General features: G+C 45.6%; 19 protein-coding genes and 1 pseudogene. 18 read left to right on the top strand and 2 right to left on the bottom strand.

The annotated features are described in order from the left end of the window. The first annotated feature begins 59 nt into the window (after positions 1–59). Complete coding sequence (locus C7U56_RS03810) at positions 60–458, top strand: hypothetical protein (protein ID WP_107000198.1); 399 nt, start codon at positions 60–62, stop codon at positions 456–458. A gap of 554 nt (positions 459–1,012) precedes the next feature. Here C7U56_RS03810 and C7U56_RS03805 read toward each other — a convergent pair. Beyond that, complete coding sequence (locus C7U56_RS03805) at positions 1,013–1,354, bottom strand: helix-turn-helix domain-containing protein (RefSeq protein ID WP_107000197.1); 342 nt, start codon at positions 1,352–1,354, stop codon at positions 1,013–1,015. A gap of 249 nt (positions 1,355–1,603) precedes the next feature. Between C7U56_RS03805 and C7U56_RS03800 the strand changes: the two genes are divergently transcribed. The 16 genes and pseudogenes from C7U56_RS03800 (at position 1,604) to C7U56_RS15850 (ending at position 12,445) form a co-directional block, all read left to right on the top strand. Beyond that, positions 1,604–2,584 (top strand): AAA family ATPase, encoded by a 981-nt coding sequence (locus tag C7U56_RS03800; RefSeq protein WP_107000196.1) that lies wholly within the window; start codon positions 1,604–1,606, stop codon positions 2,582–2,584. Positions 2,585–2,597: 13 nt separating this feature from the next. Further along, positions 2,598–4,472: a recombinase family protein gene (locus C7U56_RS03795; protein ID WP_107000195.1), complete on the top strand. Its 1,875-nt coding sequence runs from the start codon at positions 2,598–2,600 to the stop codon at positions 4,470–4,472. Continuing rightward, positions 4,420–5,112, top strand: a complete 693-nt coding sequence (locus tag C7U56_RS03790; RefSeq protein ID WP_146143899.1) for an integrase — start codon at positions 4,420–4,422, stop codon at positions 5,110–5,112. Before C7U56_RS03795 ends, C7U56_RS03790 begins: the two co-directional genes overlap by 53 nt. A gap of 54 nt (positions 5,113–5,166) precedes the next feature. Beyond that, the gene (locus C7U56_RS03785) at positions 5,167–5,652 is read left to right on the top strand and encodes a hypothetical protein (RefSeq protein ID WP_107000193.1); all 486 of its coding nucleotides are present in this window, start codon (positions 5,167–5,169) and stop codon (positions 5,650–5,652) included. Positions 5,653–6,135: 483 nt separating this feature from the next. Next, on the top strand, positions 6,136–6,516 hold the full coding sequence (locus tag C7U56_RS03780) for an alanine:cation symporter family protein (RefSeq protein WP_233430173.1): 381 nt from the start codon (positions 6,136–6,138) through the stop codon (positions 6,514–6,516). Between the two features lie 10 nt (positions 6,517–6,526). Next, entirely contained in the window at positions 6,527–7,429 is a 903-nt protein-coding gene (locus C7U56_RS03775; RefSeq protein WP_107000191.1) for a sugar phosphate nucleotidyltransferase, read from the top strand. Between the two features lie 168 nt (positions 7,430–7,597). Next, entirely contained in the window at positions 7,598–8,047 is a 450-nt protein-coding gene (locus C7U56_RS03770; RefSeq protein WP_233430172.1) for a VanZ family protein, read from the top strand. Between the two features lie 142 nt (positions 8,048–8,189). Next, the gene (locus tag C7U56_RS03765) at positions 8,190–8,780 is read left to right on the top strand and encodes a hypothetical protein (RefSeq protein WP_107000189.1); all 591 of its coding nucleotides are present in this window, start codon (positions 8,190–8,192) and stop codon (positions 8,778–8,780) included. Between the two features lie 18 nt (positions 8,781–8,798). Continuing rightward, positions 8,799–8,990 (top strand): hypothetical protein, encoded by a 192-nt coding sequence (locus tag C7U56_RS03760; protein WP_107000188.1) that lies wholly within the window; start codon positions 8,799–8,801, stop codon positions 8,988–8,990. A 48-nt stretch (positions 8,991–9,038) separates the two neighbouring features. After that, a complete protein-coding gene (locus C7U56_RS03755) occupies positions 9,039–9,359 on the top strand; it encodes a hypothetical protein (RefSeq protein WP_107000187.1) in 321 nt (106 codons plus the stop codon). Between the two features lie 122 nt (positions 9,360–9,481). Beyond that, entirely contained in the window at positions 9,482–9,865 is a 384-nt protein-coding gene (gene gloA2, locus C7U56_RS03750; protein ID WP_107000186.1) for an SMU1112c/YaeR family gloxylase I-like metalloprotein, read from the top strand. A gap of 2 nt (positions 9,866–9,867) precedes the next feature. Next, complete coding sequence (locus tag C7U56_RS15855) at positions 9,868–10,653, top strand: hypothetical protein (RefSeq protein ID WP_233430171.1); 786 nt, start codon at positions 9,868–9,870, stop codon at positions 10,651–10,653. A 111-nt stretch (positions 10,654–10,764) separates the two neighbouring features. After that, on the top strand, positions 10,765–11,088 hold the full coding sequence (locus C7U56_RS03740; RefSeq protein ID WP_146143898.1) for a hypothetical protein: 324 nt from the start codon (positions 10,765–10,767) through the stop codon (positions 11,086–11,088). A 356-nt stretch (positions 11,089–11,444) separates the two neighbouring features. After that, positions 11,445–11,669, top strand: a pseudogene (locus C7U56_RS03730) (VOC family protein); the annotation flags it as partial. Between the two features lies 1 nt (position 11,670). Next, positions 11,671–11,820, top strand: a complete 150-nt coding sequence (locus C7U56_RS15555; protein WP_181357156.1) for a hypothetical protein — start codon at positions 11,671–11,673, stop codon at positions 11,818–11,820. A 52-nt stretch (positions 11,821–11,872) separates the two neighbouring features. Beyond that, a complete protein-coding gene (locus tag C7U56_RS15850; RefSeq protein ID WP_233430170.1) occupies positions 11,873–12,445 on the top strand; it encodes a hypothetical protein in 573 nt (190 codons plus the stop codon). 346 nt (positions 12,446–12,791) lie between these two features. Here the strand turns inward: C7U56_RS15850 and C7U56_RS03720 are convergent, their stop codons facing one another. Beyond that, on the bottom strand, positions 12,792–13,067 hold the full coding sequence (locus C7U56_RS03720; protein WP_107000182.1) for a hypothetical protein: 276 nt from the start codon (positions 13,065–13,067) through the stop codon (positions 12,792–12,794). 210 nt (positions 13,068–13,277) lie between these two features. On the opposite strand from C7U56_RS03720, the gene C7U56_RS03715 reads away from it, so the two are divergent. Further along, positions 13,278–13,805, top strand: a complete 528-nt coding sequence (locus tag C7U56_RS03715) for a VanZ family protein (protein WP_107000181.1) — start codon at positions 13,278–13,280, stop codon at positions 13,803–13,805. Positions 13,806–13,823: the final 18 nt, after the last annotated feature.

The raw sequence follows: 13,823 nt of genomic DNA, 5'->3' as shown, positions 1-13,823 counted from the left end.
TGTGCAAAATTCTGCTATATGTTGAGAGTACAGAAATACACATAGCAGGAGAGAACGACATGAAGAGATTAGCATGGCTTTCAGTAGAAGATTATGCAGCGACCCAGATGGAGCTGGTGGTCGTGAGTGCAATGAAAGGGTATCTGCGGCGGATGCCGGAGAAAGAAGCATTTAAAAAAGTAGAGGCTATCCTTGACCCGAAGGTAATCCGGTTAGCCGGTGATGATGGCGCACCGATGCCTATACAAAGCAATGTTGACGGAGCAAAGCTCGCTACGTTCATCGATGCGGCCGTGGCAGACAGCATCAGGGAGCAGGAGAAGAGAGAAGATGACCTGTCAAAAGCTGGTGTGACCATGCTAGGAAACGTGGATGGCAAGAGCATGGTGGAACAGATGAGTCCCCAGTTTTTAGAGTTCGTGCTGGATGCGTATCGAAGTTTGAAATACACGCAGTGAGGTTGTACATTTTGGGGAGAAAAGGCGGAATTCAAGTTGATATTTTGGCCTGAGTTGAGTATAATATAAACGGATAAGTTCCGTGTGGCGACACGTTAAAGCTGTACTCCGGCTGGTGAGGTTGATTACCTACACTTTGTGATGCTCGGCAGGGTATCGAGGCCGACGGCCAGCATAAAACACACGATTTTCGGAAAATTATCAGAACGACCTATTGACTTTTAGCATTAAATAGGCTACTGCTAAGTATAGCAAGTGGTGAGCTTGCAAATAATATTGCTGATCTTACTCCGGTGTCCTACGGGCCCGGGTTTTTTTTTATAGGAGAAATACTATGTCAAATGTTCCAAGAGTGTTTAAGGAAACACAAGACCAGATTATAATAAAATAATGTATTTTGCCCACTGGCGTACCGTGTAAATCCTACATGGTACGCTGGTGGGCTTCTTTTTTTGCCTCATCCCGCATGAACCACAGACAGCACCCCGGCATGCTCCGAAGTGCAGTTGTGGCTTATGCGGGTTTTTGTGTTATGTGGTCAACGGGTTACAAAATCATACTCCCAATCCGTATAAAATCGCTTTCAGTTCCTTTACCATTCGGGTAAGAATCTCCTGCTCAAGTGTGTTGCAGTCCAAAAGCAGACGGTGAATCTCGGAATCGGCAGTGGAAGCCGAGTGTGTCAGACTGTCTACGAGAAGGTCGTCTGCTGATATGCCGAGAAGGTTGGCGATATCAACCAGTGCTTCCAGACTGGGACGGCTAGTGGCAGCCTCTATCTGACTAATGTGTTTGCGGGACATATTCAGTTTTTCACAAAACTGTTCCTGTGTAAATCCAGATGCATTGCGAAAATTACTGATACGTTTTCCTAATGCAGAATAATCTAATGCCATGTGTGGTCCTCCTTATGTTTACCCGCATAAGGCTGTCACAATTATCCCGTAGAGAAAAATACATAGCAACTGGTTATAGAAGAGTTTAAGACCGCAAAATCTCACACCCCTATCTGCTGTGTGGTCTTAGGCTGTTTTGCCACCTATCAGGTGGCAAAAATGATAATGTGCCACCCAACAGGTGGCAGTCAAATCGTCATGCAATCCTTATAATATAAATGTATAAAAGACTGCACATGGAAAGGAACGATGATGACGAGCAAAGGAGAAAAAGGGATTCTTACATTATACAGTGATGTACAGGCGACTTCTGTTCGTTGGCTGTGGTATCCGTTCATAGCAGTTGGGAAGATCACATTGCTGCAAGGCGACCCCGGCGATGGTAAGTCCACAATGATGATGAATCTGATAGCAGAGTTATCCAAAGGCGGAAAGCTGCCGGATGGCAAAGCAGTCGGATTATCGCAGAGGGTTATTTACCAATGTTCAGAAGATGGTGTGTCAGATACCATCAAGCCCCGGCTGGAAAAGTGTGGGGCAGATTGTGGGAATGTGGCTTTTATAAATGAAGAAACATACAGTGGCCTGACACTGGATGATGAACGCATCCGGCAGGCTATTATAGAATTTCGGCCGAAATTGGTAGTCATCGACCCGATACAGGCTTATCTCGGAAGTGATTCTGACCTTCAGATTGCAGGCAGAGCCAGAAAGCTGATGCAGCGTCTTGGTATGTGGGCATCTGTATATGATTGCGCCATTGTGCTGATCGGTCACCTCAATAAAAAAGAGGGAACAAAAGGCCTGTATCGGAGCCTTGGCAGTATTGATGTGGTGGCGGCTGCCCGGAGTGTCCTGCAGGTGGAGCGAGATCCAAAGAACACAGATGTCCGTATCGTCCGGCAGATAAAAAACAGTCTGGCTCCGTCAGATGGAGAAATCAAATTTTCGATAACAGCGGAGCAGGGCTTCCAATGGCTGGAATGTGAAATAGCACAGGACCCGGCAGCAGAGCCGGAAACACCAGTATTTGAATCAAAGTCTGAAAAAGCAGCCTACTTGATTAAGAAGCTGCTTTCAGAAGATGATATGAGATCCAGAGAAATCTATATGCGGTTGAGCGATGAAGGTATTAGCCGTAGAACAGCAGAAAACACAAAGAAAGAACTCGGCATCCGAAGTTATCGGAAGATGCGCCAGTGGTATTGGAGCATAAAACCGGGGGAATGAGAGGAACTATAGAATGAGCAGTGGAACAGAAGCGATAGATCGTAAGCAGAGAATTAGAGACCGATATAGAGGCGTGGATACTTCCGAACTGGAGGTTATCCCGGCCAAAATTGTGGAGGGGCTTGGAGAAAGCACCTCTATTCGTCGTGTCGCTGCCTATGTACGTGTTTCCACTGACAATGATGAACAGACCTCCTCGTATGAGCTTCAGAAAAATTATTATACGGACTACATTAAGGCCCAACCCGGCTGGGAGTTTGTTGGCATTTATGATGATGAAGGAATCAGCGGCACTTCGCTGGCACACCGCAAAGGAATGCAGCAACTGATCGAGGATTGTAAGGCGGGAAAGATTGACCTGATTCTTACAAAGTCCATCGCCCGTTTTGCCAGAAATATCGTTGACTGCCTTTCTGTTATCGAAACGCTGAAGAATCTTGACCCACCCGTAGGGGTAAAATTTGAAGCGGATAATATCTACACCCTTGACAGTAACGGACGCATGATTCTGACGATTCTGGCATCCGTGGCAGAGGAAGAATCCCATTCCAAATCAATTATCATGAACTGGTCCATTGATCGCCGGTTCAGCCGTGGACTTTTCCTTACGCCGGCGTTGCTTGGATATGACCAGGATGAGGATGGCAACCTTATGGTGAATCAGGATGAGTCTCAGACAGTAAAGGTCATTTATTACCTGTACCTGAATGGATTTTCGCTAAAGGATATTGCGGAACTTCTGACAGATTACGAGCGGAAGACGAAGCTGGGAAACACGGAATGGAATCCGGGCACGATTGCCGGAATCATTGCAAATGAACGCCATTGTGGGGATGTGCTGGCGAGAAAGACTTTCACACCAAACTTCCTTACGCACAAGGCAAAGAAGAACAACAATGATCGAACGCAGTACCGTCAGCGGGACCATCACGAGGCGATTGTTTCCAGAGATGTTTTCAATGCGGCCAATCATCTGCGCGCATCCCGGACGTATAAAAGGAAAAATCATCCGTTGCCAGTTTTGAGTGTGGTAGATGATGGCATCCTTCGCGGATATGTGCCTTTTGATAAGGATTGGACAGGTTTCTCGGCAGAGGAATACCGGGAAGCATCCGAAAGCGTCATGCGGGAAAAACAGTCCAACACGGTAGAAGTAAGGAATCGTCTGGATCTTACTGGCTATGAAGTAGTCCGGGCACAGTATTTTGCAACCTTGCAGAATCCGGCGATGACAATTTCAAACGGAAGGCTGCGTTTTAATGCTGCCTGTCTGAAAAAGTTTGATGATGTGGAGTATGTAGAATTGCTTCTGAATTCAGTTGACAGATGTATTGCCATTCGGCCGTGCGAAAAGAGCAATCCGAATGCAATCCGCTGGGGCAGATTGAAAGAAGGACGCTGGTGTGCAAATACCCTTGGGTGCCGAGGACTGGCAAAGGCTCTTTTTGACATTATGGAGTGGGACGAAGATTTGAAATACCGCTTCCGTGGTCAGCTTGTGGAGCAGGGAGGCGATAAGCTGATGCTCTTTGAACTCGATCAGCCGGAGATGATCAAGGTGGAGGAAATCGTCCTGCCACCTAAGGAGGAAGAATCGGAAGGCGAAACAGTTAAAAAGACGATTTATATTTTCCCACCGGAATGGGCGGGGACTTTTGGCCAGCCAATCACGAGCGTCGCACAGATTGGTATTTTGCAGCAGGAGCATTATGCCGGCAATTGGGATGTACTTCGGCCGGCATCAGAAATTAAGGAAATGAACATTTTTACCGCAGATGGTCTAAATACACTGCTCCATGAAGCGGAAGAAATAATGGAAGGATGGATTGACATAGATGGAGGAAAACAAAACGTTAATGCCGCCGAAGGAGCAGGCATTGGAGACTGAAAGAGATGCAAAGGCTGAAGAACTGGAGAGCACTTTTTCATATGATGGATATCAAGTGGTGCGAAAAGAACTGTTCGCTCACCTCCGGGACCCGGCAATTGTGATTCGAAAAGACAGCATCACATTCAACACAGCCTGCATCAGTGGATTGGAAGATGTGGTTTATGTACACGTCATGTTCAACAGTGATTTGAAGCGCATCGTTGTACGTGGTTGTGATGAAAATGATAAGGACGCTTTGCGCTGGTGTATTGCGAAGCCGGACAAGCGGAAGAGCAGAAAAATGTCCTGTAAGCCTTTTTCAGAATTGGTTTATAACGAGATGGGCTGGGATAGCGACTGCCGCTATAAGATACTGGGGTATCGAATTAACTTTGAAGGGGAGACATTGTATGTTTTTGACCTTCTTGTGCCAGAAATCTTCCACGAAAGTCAGAAACGGAAGAAAGGGGAAAGTGCGCCACAATCAGAGGAAACAAAGCCCGTGAATACTAGGAAGGGATTTTACCCAGATGATATTGCGGGTACTTTTGGCGTGCCTGTAGAAGAACACCTGAAAGAATCAGAGGTGAAGCAAATAGATGGGTATGTGTCGATGGGCATCCTGACGGGGAAGGTCCCCAATGCCAGTGCGGATTAGACTGATGAAAAGAAACCAAGGGGGAAGTGCGCCCATTTTTAGGAGGTGAGCAAGGTGAAAGAACAGGAAGAAAAAATATGGCACACCGGTGTCCTCGGTATGACATTAAACGTGGATGAAGGACGAATCACCATTTTTCGCAGTACGCTTGAAGTGCTTGGCTGGCCGTCATATTATCGGTTTCTATACAATCCTCAGATGAATCAGATCGCCGTGCAGGTATGTAGTGCCACGGATGCGGGAGCTCATCGGGTGGGTAAATTGAATGAGCTCAGCAGCTGTGAGATCAAGTGCGTGGCCTTCGTGCGAATGGTTTATAAAAATGCCCAATGGGATAAGCGCAGATCTTACCGCATGATTGGAAATCCGTTCCCTGAGCAGAGGCTGGTCAGCTTTCAAATTCAAGAAGCACTGCCTATTGAAAATGGAAGAGTGCTGGACGGAACAGGAAGCCCCACGTTTGCCCTGTGTCGGGCAGAAGGGTCTCCATCGCAAAACAATCCCACCCCGGAAGAAAAAGCCGACAGTGGGGCAATGTGAGGGGCGTGTGGCGAAGCAAAGGAAAAGACTGGATCAGAAAAATAGAATATCCGAAATAAAAGAAGCCCACTTGGTCACCATCCGGCTTGCTTAAAGCATAGCAGGCAGGAACGGAAACCAGGTGGGCTTTTTTCAATAATCAAATAAGTGAGCTTTTTGCACCGATATTTAGGTCATCAATTTTCGAGTTGATGGCCTATTTTTTGCGCCTGAAAACATAGAAACACTATATGTAGTGGTTGATGATTGCTTTATACCGACATATTGTATTTTACCGAAGAAATGCGTAGTAAAGGAATCTCCTCTAACCGAACGCAGGTAGTGAGAGGTACATAGTGAAAATGCCGGAAAAATGACGTATTTACGGCGCTTTTCGAGAGATGAGTAGAGCTGCGAGAGCAGTTTTTATTTCGCCACCTGGGTTTGGTAACAGCAGATGATTTTATCATAAGAACTTTCAGTATCACTACCTGCGTTTGTATTGTGAAAGCGTTTCAGAAAAAGGATGAAGGACCTACTGTCCCGGGAGAACTTACTAGTTTTCAAGCAGCAATGACGTCTGTTTCTGCAATCGTGGGTTCTGGTAATATTGCAGGCGCTGCAACAGCAATTGTTATGGGGGGACCTGGCGCGCTTATCTGGATGATTCTGGCTGCATTTGTTGGAATGGCCACTAAATTTGCTGAGATTGCATTGGGTGTTAAGTATCGTAAAGTTCATGAAGATGGAACGGTCAGTGGTGGTGCAATGTACTATTTGTCAGAGGGGCTGCATCAGAAATGGCTTGGAATGCTGTTTTCAATCTTAGTTATCCCATTTGCATTTGTGATTTCGGGCATGCGCTATGGTATTGCAACGCAGTAAGGAGAGAGTTATGAAAACAACGTTACTTATCATGGCTGCTGGTATCGGTAGCCGCTTCGGAACAGGAATTAAGCAGTTGGAGCCAGTGGATGATGCTGGACATATCATCATGGACTACTCAATCCATGATGCGATTGAGGCTGGTTTCAACCATGTAGTATTTATTATCCGTAAGGATATTGAGAAAGAGTTCAAAGAGGTCATCGGTGATCGCATTGCCTCCATTTGTTCTTCTCATAATGTAACAGTGGATTATGCTTTTCAGGATATCAATGATATTCCTGGCATTCTGCCGGAAGGTCGTACAAAGCCGTGGGGAACCGGTCAGGCTGTGCTTGCCGCAAAGAAGGTTATCAAGACGCCATTTATCGTTATCAATGCAGACGATTACTATGGCAAAGAAGGCTTCAAGGCTGTTCATGAGTATCTGGTGAATGGCGGAAAGTCCTGTATGGCTGGTTTCGTTTTGAAGAACACTCTGTCTGATAATGGTGGCGTGACCCGTGGCATCTGCAAGATGGACGAGAATGGAAACCTGACCGAAGTTGTAGAGACAAAGAATATTGTGAAGACCGCAACCGGAGCAGAAGCGGACGGAAAAGTGATTGATGTTGATTCTCTGGTTTCCATGAATATGTGGGGATTGACCCCTGATTTTCTGGATGTGTTGGAAGAGGGCTTCAAAGAGTTCTTCGAGAAGGAGGTACCGGATAATCCTCTGAAAGCAGAGTATCTGATCCCAATCTTCATCGGTGAATTGTTAGAGCAGGGAAAGATGTCAGTGAAGGTTCTGAGGACTAACGACACCTGGTACGGAATGACCTATCATGAGGACGTTGTAGCAGTAAAGGACAGTTTCAAGAAGATGCTGGAGAACGGTGTGTACAAGGCTGATCTGTTCAGTGATCTGTAAACAGCGATGAAGGAAACGATTGATTTACTAGGGAAAATTCTCACAAACATCCTGACTGCTTTGTATGAACCGTTTGGATTCTCAATTCTTCTTTCCTTTTTGGCTATGTTTTTCTACCTGTATGCGTATGAGCCAATACATGCGGGCAAAGGATGGAAGAGCGCCATAGTGACCTGGTATCAGAAGTTCAAGGAGAGTGTGTTCTTTCGGAAACTATTTTTCCTGGCTTTTGTGACTTCACTTATTCTGTTCCGAACCCTGTTAAACCGTCAGCTGTGGATGAATCCTTTATCCGATGTCATGGGTGGCTGGGGCATCTGGGAAACAGTGAACGGCGAACAGAAGCTGACAACCGAGTGCATCGAGAACGTAATCATGATGATGCCGTTCTCAGCAGTAGTGCTGTGGACATTCGGAGAGAAGATAGGAAACGGCTGGAAGAAAATACTGTGGCAAAGCGGGAAGATAGCGTTCATCTTCTCGATAAGCATTGAGATGTTGCAGTTGTTGCTTCGCTTGGGAACATTCCAGCTATCAGATATCTTCTATAACACAGTCGGTGGGATGATTGGCGGATTGATGTATTGTTCAGTAATGAAGGCAAGAAAGCGTCTGTAAAACTGGATAAAATTGTGATATACTGGGAGCGGTAGCTCCCTACGCTGCTCTGATAATCACACACCTCTTCGTGGTGAGCAGCAGGCAACGATCTTATGATCGGCTGAGATGTGAAGATGTGATAATGAAAAGATGTGAATAGATGAACAGATATAATGTGAAGGTAAATGATCAGATATACCAAGTGGAAGTAGCCGATGTGGAGGCAAACACAACAAATAATGAAGAGTCAAGTGCTTCCATATGCTTTGAAGCAATAAAAGCTGAATATGACTATTGTGTAACACGTGCAGAAAAGCTAGAAAATAAGGTGTATATTCTATTGGCGGCTTGTGCATTTATATTTGTCCTGTTGACAACACAAATCGAAAAAGCTGGAAATGTGAATTTGCCTCAAACGAAACCAGAATTATATGGGATAATAATCTATGCCCTCTTACTTGTTATAGCTATTGTAAGTAATGTTGCGATGCTTATTATGTCGGTCAATCTATTAAGAAGCCTGAGATTTGGACGATTAGATGCAGGACTTTTATTAACTGAAGGTCTGCCGGATGAAAAGGACACGACAGCGGTAAGATTTATTGGAAGTATTTACGCTCAGAACACAGATAACAATAATGCAATTTTGGAAAAGAAGTACACAGCATTTAACAAATGTGTTGGATTATTTTGTGTGAGCACGGTGACGTTAATATCCCTTGCGGTGGTTAGCATTTTTATAGGCATATAAAAGAAAGAAGGAAAAACAATGTCAGATAAAGAAGATATTAGAAAAGCACTTGAAGCGAGCAGAAAAAGTGGACCGATGGATGAAAGTATGGTACGAGGTACAGCGGAGCTAAGCACAAAAAATGACGGTGGATATTATGCAGACGCTATACGAGGCACAAAATATCTCCAATTCTCTCAGGATGAAGAGGACTGTAAGGATAAGAAATAAGTACGGCTAAACAATACAATATGAACATAGAAATGAGGTCTACATATTATGCCCAGAACCAAAGGAAGCAAGAACCACACCAAATCTGATATCGCGTCCCAGATTGCAGAGAAGCAGTCTGTCATCCAAACTCTTACCGCAGAGGTAGAGGAAATCCAGAAGGATATCGAAGAAAAGAAGGCCGACCTGAAAGCTAAGAAATCCGAACTGAAGTCCGCCGAGAAAGAAGTGGTCAAGCTCGAAGCCAAGAAAGCCAAAGCAGATCAGAAAGCAGCTGAAGAAGCAAAGAAGGCTGAAGCCGAGAGTGTACTGAAGAAGCTGCTGGCAAGCGGCATGAGTGCGGACGAGATCCTCGAAAAGCTGAAATAAACAAGAACCAAAAAAAAATAAATGCCGTGTGGACAAACTGAACTCCAGCGAGAAGTTCACACGGTATATTTTGAAGGTGGCTATATAGTTTATAACGAAAATAAAAAGGAGCGTGACACAAAATGAACTTATCAAAAATACATCACATTGCAATCATCGTATCCGATTATGAAGCCGCAAAGGATTTCTATGTAAACAAACTGGGATTCTCAGTCATCAGAGAAAACTATCGTCCAGAGCGTAAGGACTGGAAGCTGGATCTGCGAGTGAATGAACACACAGAGCTGGAGATTTTCGCTGAGGAAAATCCTCCGAAGCGTGTGAACCGCCCGGAAGCCTGTGGGCTACGTCATCTTGCGTTCTGCGTGGATAGCGTGGAGCAGACGGTCAGAGAACTGGTAGAAGTTGGCATTGAATGTGAGCCGATTCGAGTTGATGATTATACCGGCAAGAAAATGACTTTCTTTCATGACCCGGACGGACTGCCGCTGGAGTTGCACGAATAATTATGGGAGAGAAAAGAGCATATAAACCCCGGAAGCCCGGCGGAGGCCGGAAGAAGCTGAAGCCGGAGTACGATGCCGGGAAGAATCTGAAAGAGCAGATGGATGCTGCTGTGGCACTTTATGATTCTGAGATGTCCTTGCAGACCATCGGCGATGCTCTGAACCTAAATCCTATCAAAGTCCGGAAGCTCCTCATCACAGACGGTGTGTATGAATCGGAAGTGGCCGAGAAGGTGCAGGATACATTTGAGGAGTACAGAGAAACACAAGACTACAAAACCTCCATACTCTCAACCGCAAAGGCGCTTAACCTTTCCAAAGCCTCCGTTACTTCGTACCTACCTTATCAGAAAGGCGTGTACTTTCCAAGTACAGAAAAGGAGAAAATCAGTGTTGGAGCAGAGCGGCAACGGAGATACAGAGCGATGAAGCGGTGGAGGGCTGATCCGACAGAAGAGAACTTATGGGGTGTGGTTCTGGCCTATGCCGGAGTGAAATTCAAAACTTACTCTGGGTTGCCATTCTCTTACGAAATTAAAAAAGGCAGGAACGGTGAGTACACAAGAGAACTGTGGATCGACCGCCGGGAGAAGAGTAAAAGTCTGGCATGGAGTTCTATAGTTTTGGCACTGGGAAATATAAAAGGTGAAGTAGTAGAGAGACCCAAAGCTCTGGGGGATATCCGGGGCGTGACTTACATCTACGGGATGTTCTATCGGTTCGGGTTGATCGATGTGCCAGATGAAGTAAAGGAAAAGATGGGGTGTACGAAAGACCGCAAAAAATAGGTTGCTATGTGCAAAAGTCTACGGTAATATGTGCCGTAACTGAGGAGGTGAATCTCAGTTGGGAAGGACGGTAGCATTATAGAAAAACTGAAGGAAATGCTGGAGGAGTATTTGAAGAAAACAGAGCCGGAGTATTACCCACCGGTGGAGAATCTGCTGGATCTGATCTACGAGCATTACACAGAGAAAAACCCAGTAGAGAAAAACACAGTTGCCGGAAAAGCAGCAAAGGCCAAGGAAAAGGAACTGGAAGAGTGGCTGAGAGGGCTGGATGGAATGGATAGGCTCGTAGATGACTACGTCGGAGATAAGATTCCGCTTTGGGAGAAGATCATGGACCGGCAGGGAGCGGTGTGCTGTGCATGGGAGAAGACTGCTTTTGAGGAAGGTCTGAAAGTCGGGATACGACTCATGATGGAAGTATATAGTTTATGACGGAAATAAAATGAACTACTGGAGTTCAAAAAAGCCCTCGCTGTGTGTGATACACAGTGGGGCGCTGGTCAGTTATTATCTTCTGCCCGTATTCTGAGCAATTCCTCTATTTCATTTTTATTCGCCAAGCGCACCGCTGGCTTCTCTTTATATATTTGTGCTCCGCAGTCGGGGCATCGATCTGGCAGCTTCTCAGCAGAGAAGCAGTAACGGCAGGCATCGCAAAAATAGTAATTCAAGTCATATTCACCCCAATCTCTAATATATCTTCAAATGCAATAATGGTCGGCAGCTCTTTGCCGGTATTATTTATAAAACCTGTGTAAATTCGCAGTTCTTTGCTTATCGCATACACGGAGCTGGAGATTTTCTCTGAGGAAAATCCTCCGAAGCGTGTAAACCGTCCAGAGGCCTGTGGTCTACGCCATCTTGCGTTCTGCGTTGATAGCGTGGAGCAGACGGTGAATGAAATGGCGGAGGTAGGCATTGAATGCGAGCCAATCCGCGTGGATGATTACACCGGCAAGAAGATGACTTTCTTCCACGACCCGGATGGACTGCCTCTGGAGTTGCATGAGTAAAATGAAGAAAACCAGAAAGCCCGGTGGTGGCCGGAAGAAGCTGAAGCCGGAGTATGATGCCGGGAAGAATCTGAAAGAGCAGATGGATGCTGCTGTGGCACTTTATGGGGAGGAATGCTCCCTCCAATCCATCGCAGATGCGCTGAATTAACCCTATCAAAGTAAGAAAGCTCCTCATCACGGCAGGTGTGTATGAATCAGAAGTGGCGGAGAAGGTGCAAGCTACCTTTGAAGAATACCGTGAAACACAAGACTACAAAACCTCCATACTCTCAACTGCAAACACCCTGAAACTTTCAAAAGCCTCTGTTACTTCGTATCTGCCTTATAAAAAGGGCGTGTACTACCCAAGTACTGCATCCAAAGAGAAGATTAGTGTCGGAGCAGAGCGGCAGCGGAGATACAGAGCAATGAAGCGGTGGAGGGATGAGCCAACAGAAGAGAGCTTCTGGGGAGCGGTTCTGGCCTATGCTGGTGTGAAATTCAAAACCTACTCTGGATTACCATTCTCTTACGAAATTAAAAAAGGTAGGAATGGCGAGTACACAAAAGAGCTGTGGATCGACCGCCGGGAGAAGAGTAAAAGTCTGGCGTGGAGTTCTATAGTTTTGGCGCTGAAGAATATTAAAGGGGAGGTAGTAGACCGCCCGAAAGCTCTGGGTGATATCCGGGGAATGACCTACATATACGGAATGTTCTATCGGTTCGGACTGATTGATGTGCCGGACAAGGTAAAGGAGAAGATGGGCCGTCTAAAAGACCGCAACTCAAAGTAATAAAACGTATTATGTATGGCAGAAATAGTTTTGAATTATTGAAGGCAAAAGTACTGCTTCATGAACAATTTCGCTGTGAAATCAACTAAGTGTGGAAAGAGCCCTTACTGCCTTTTTATCGTTATGTTCTAAAGCAAAAACCAGACAACCGTGCTTATATTACGAACGAAATAAGCACAATCGTCTGGTGGTAAGGCATAGAAATCCCCCAGTCGTACACAACTGGGGGAGAAAGAAGGTGGCCCGGAGGTCATCTTCCCGGCCTCGGATCTCGCAAGGTTACCGAAACCTGATCACTGTTGAAAGTATAGCCGATGTAGTAGTGCTAGTCAAGCAGAAAGAAAACTTAGGCAGTCTTTTTAGAATTGCAATAGTCATAGAGATTCAGAAGATAGTCGGGGCTTTCTCTCCAAATTCCGGTATCATAGTCGAAAAGTGTTTCATATACCTTTGAATTTGTGAAGCGTAACAGTGCATCTTCACAGGAAATAGTATCACGCAAAGCGAGTTCTTTGACCGTATCGCGCATGAGACTGACAGCACAGCTTTCTTTCTGCGTATCTGTGAAGTTATAGTTTGACATCTCCATAGCGGTCACGCAGTCCGGACTGAAGGATGTCAACAAACTCCTGAAACTGGACCCTTCCAATACAGAACTGGTTGCCTATAAGCAGGAGAAAACGGTATAATTGAAGAAGGCAGTTGGGTATAAGGGGTACAAGTGGTGGAGATGAAAAATATTGTGAAGACGGAAAGAGGGGCTGTTGCATGCTTGTGAGTTAGTGATTTATGGGTATCATGATAAAACAAAAACAATAATTGGAGAACCTCATTGGAATTTTGGAAAATATTGTTAGATGATATAAAAGAACCGGTTTCGTACCTTCCCATGGGAGTCGGAGCGGCGATTATGATGCTTTTGTTATTGCGGCTGGTTGCCGGGGAGAAGGCATGGAAGCGACCGCAGGTGTATTATTATTTTTTATTGGGTGTATATGAAACGGTTGTGTGGATTCAGGCGTTTTTTTCGCGGGAGTCGGGTTCCAGAACGGGGATTGACTGGCAGCTGTTTGAGACATGGGGCAGAACCTGGCAGTCCAGGGCATATATGGTTGAGAATGTGATTATGTTTCTTCCGCTTGGAGTTTTGTTGCCGTTGGCAGAAAGGCGGTGTGCCAAATGGTGGAAAATGCTTTTGATCAGTATGCTGTTGTCGATGATGATCGAGGGGATGCAGCTTGTGACAGAAAGAGGATATTGCCAGCTGGACGATGTAGTTATGAATACATTGGGCGGTTGTCTGGGATATGGGGGGATGCGGATAATCGATGCGGTGCATCGCCGTTTGCATCATTCATAGAGGGCTGCGGTATTTGTT

Origin of the sequence: Clostridium fessum, assembly GCF_003024715.1 — a bacterium.
GTDB lineage: Bacteria > Bacillota > Clostridia > Lachnospirales > Lachnospiraceae > Otoolea > Otoolea fessa.
Note: the sequence above shows the minus strand (reverse complement) of the source record. Positions and strands in the feature narration are given on the sequence as shown.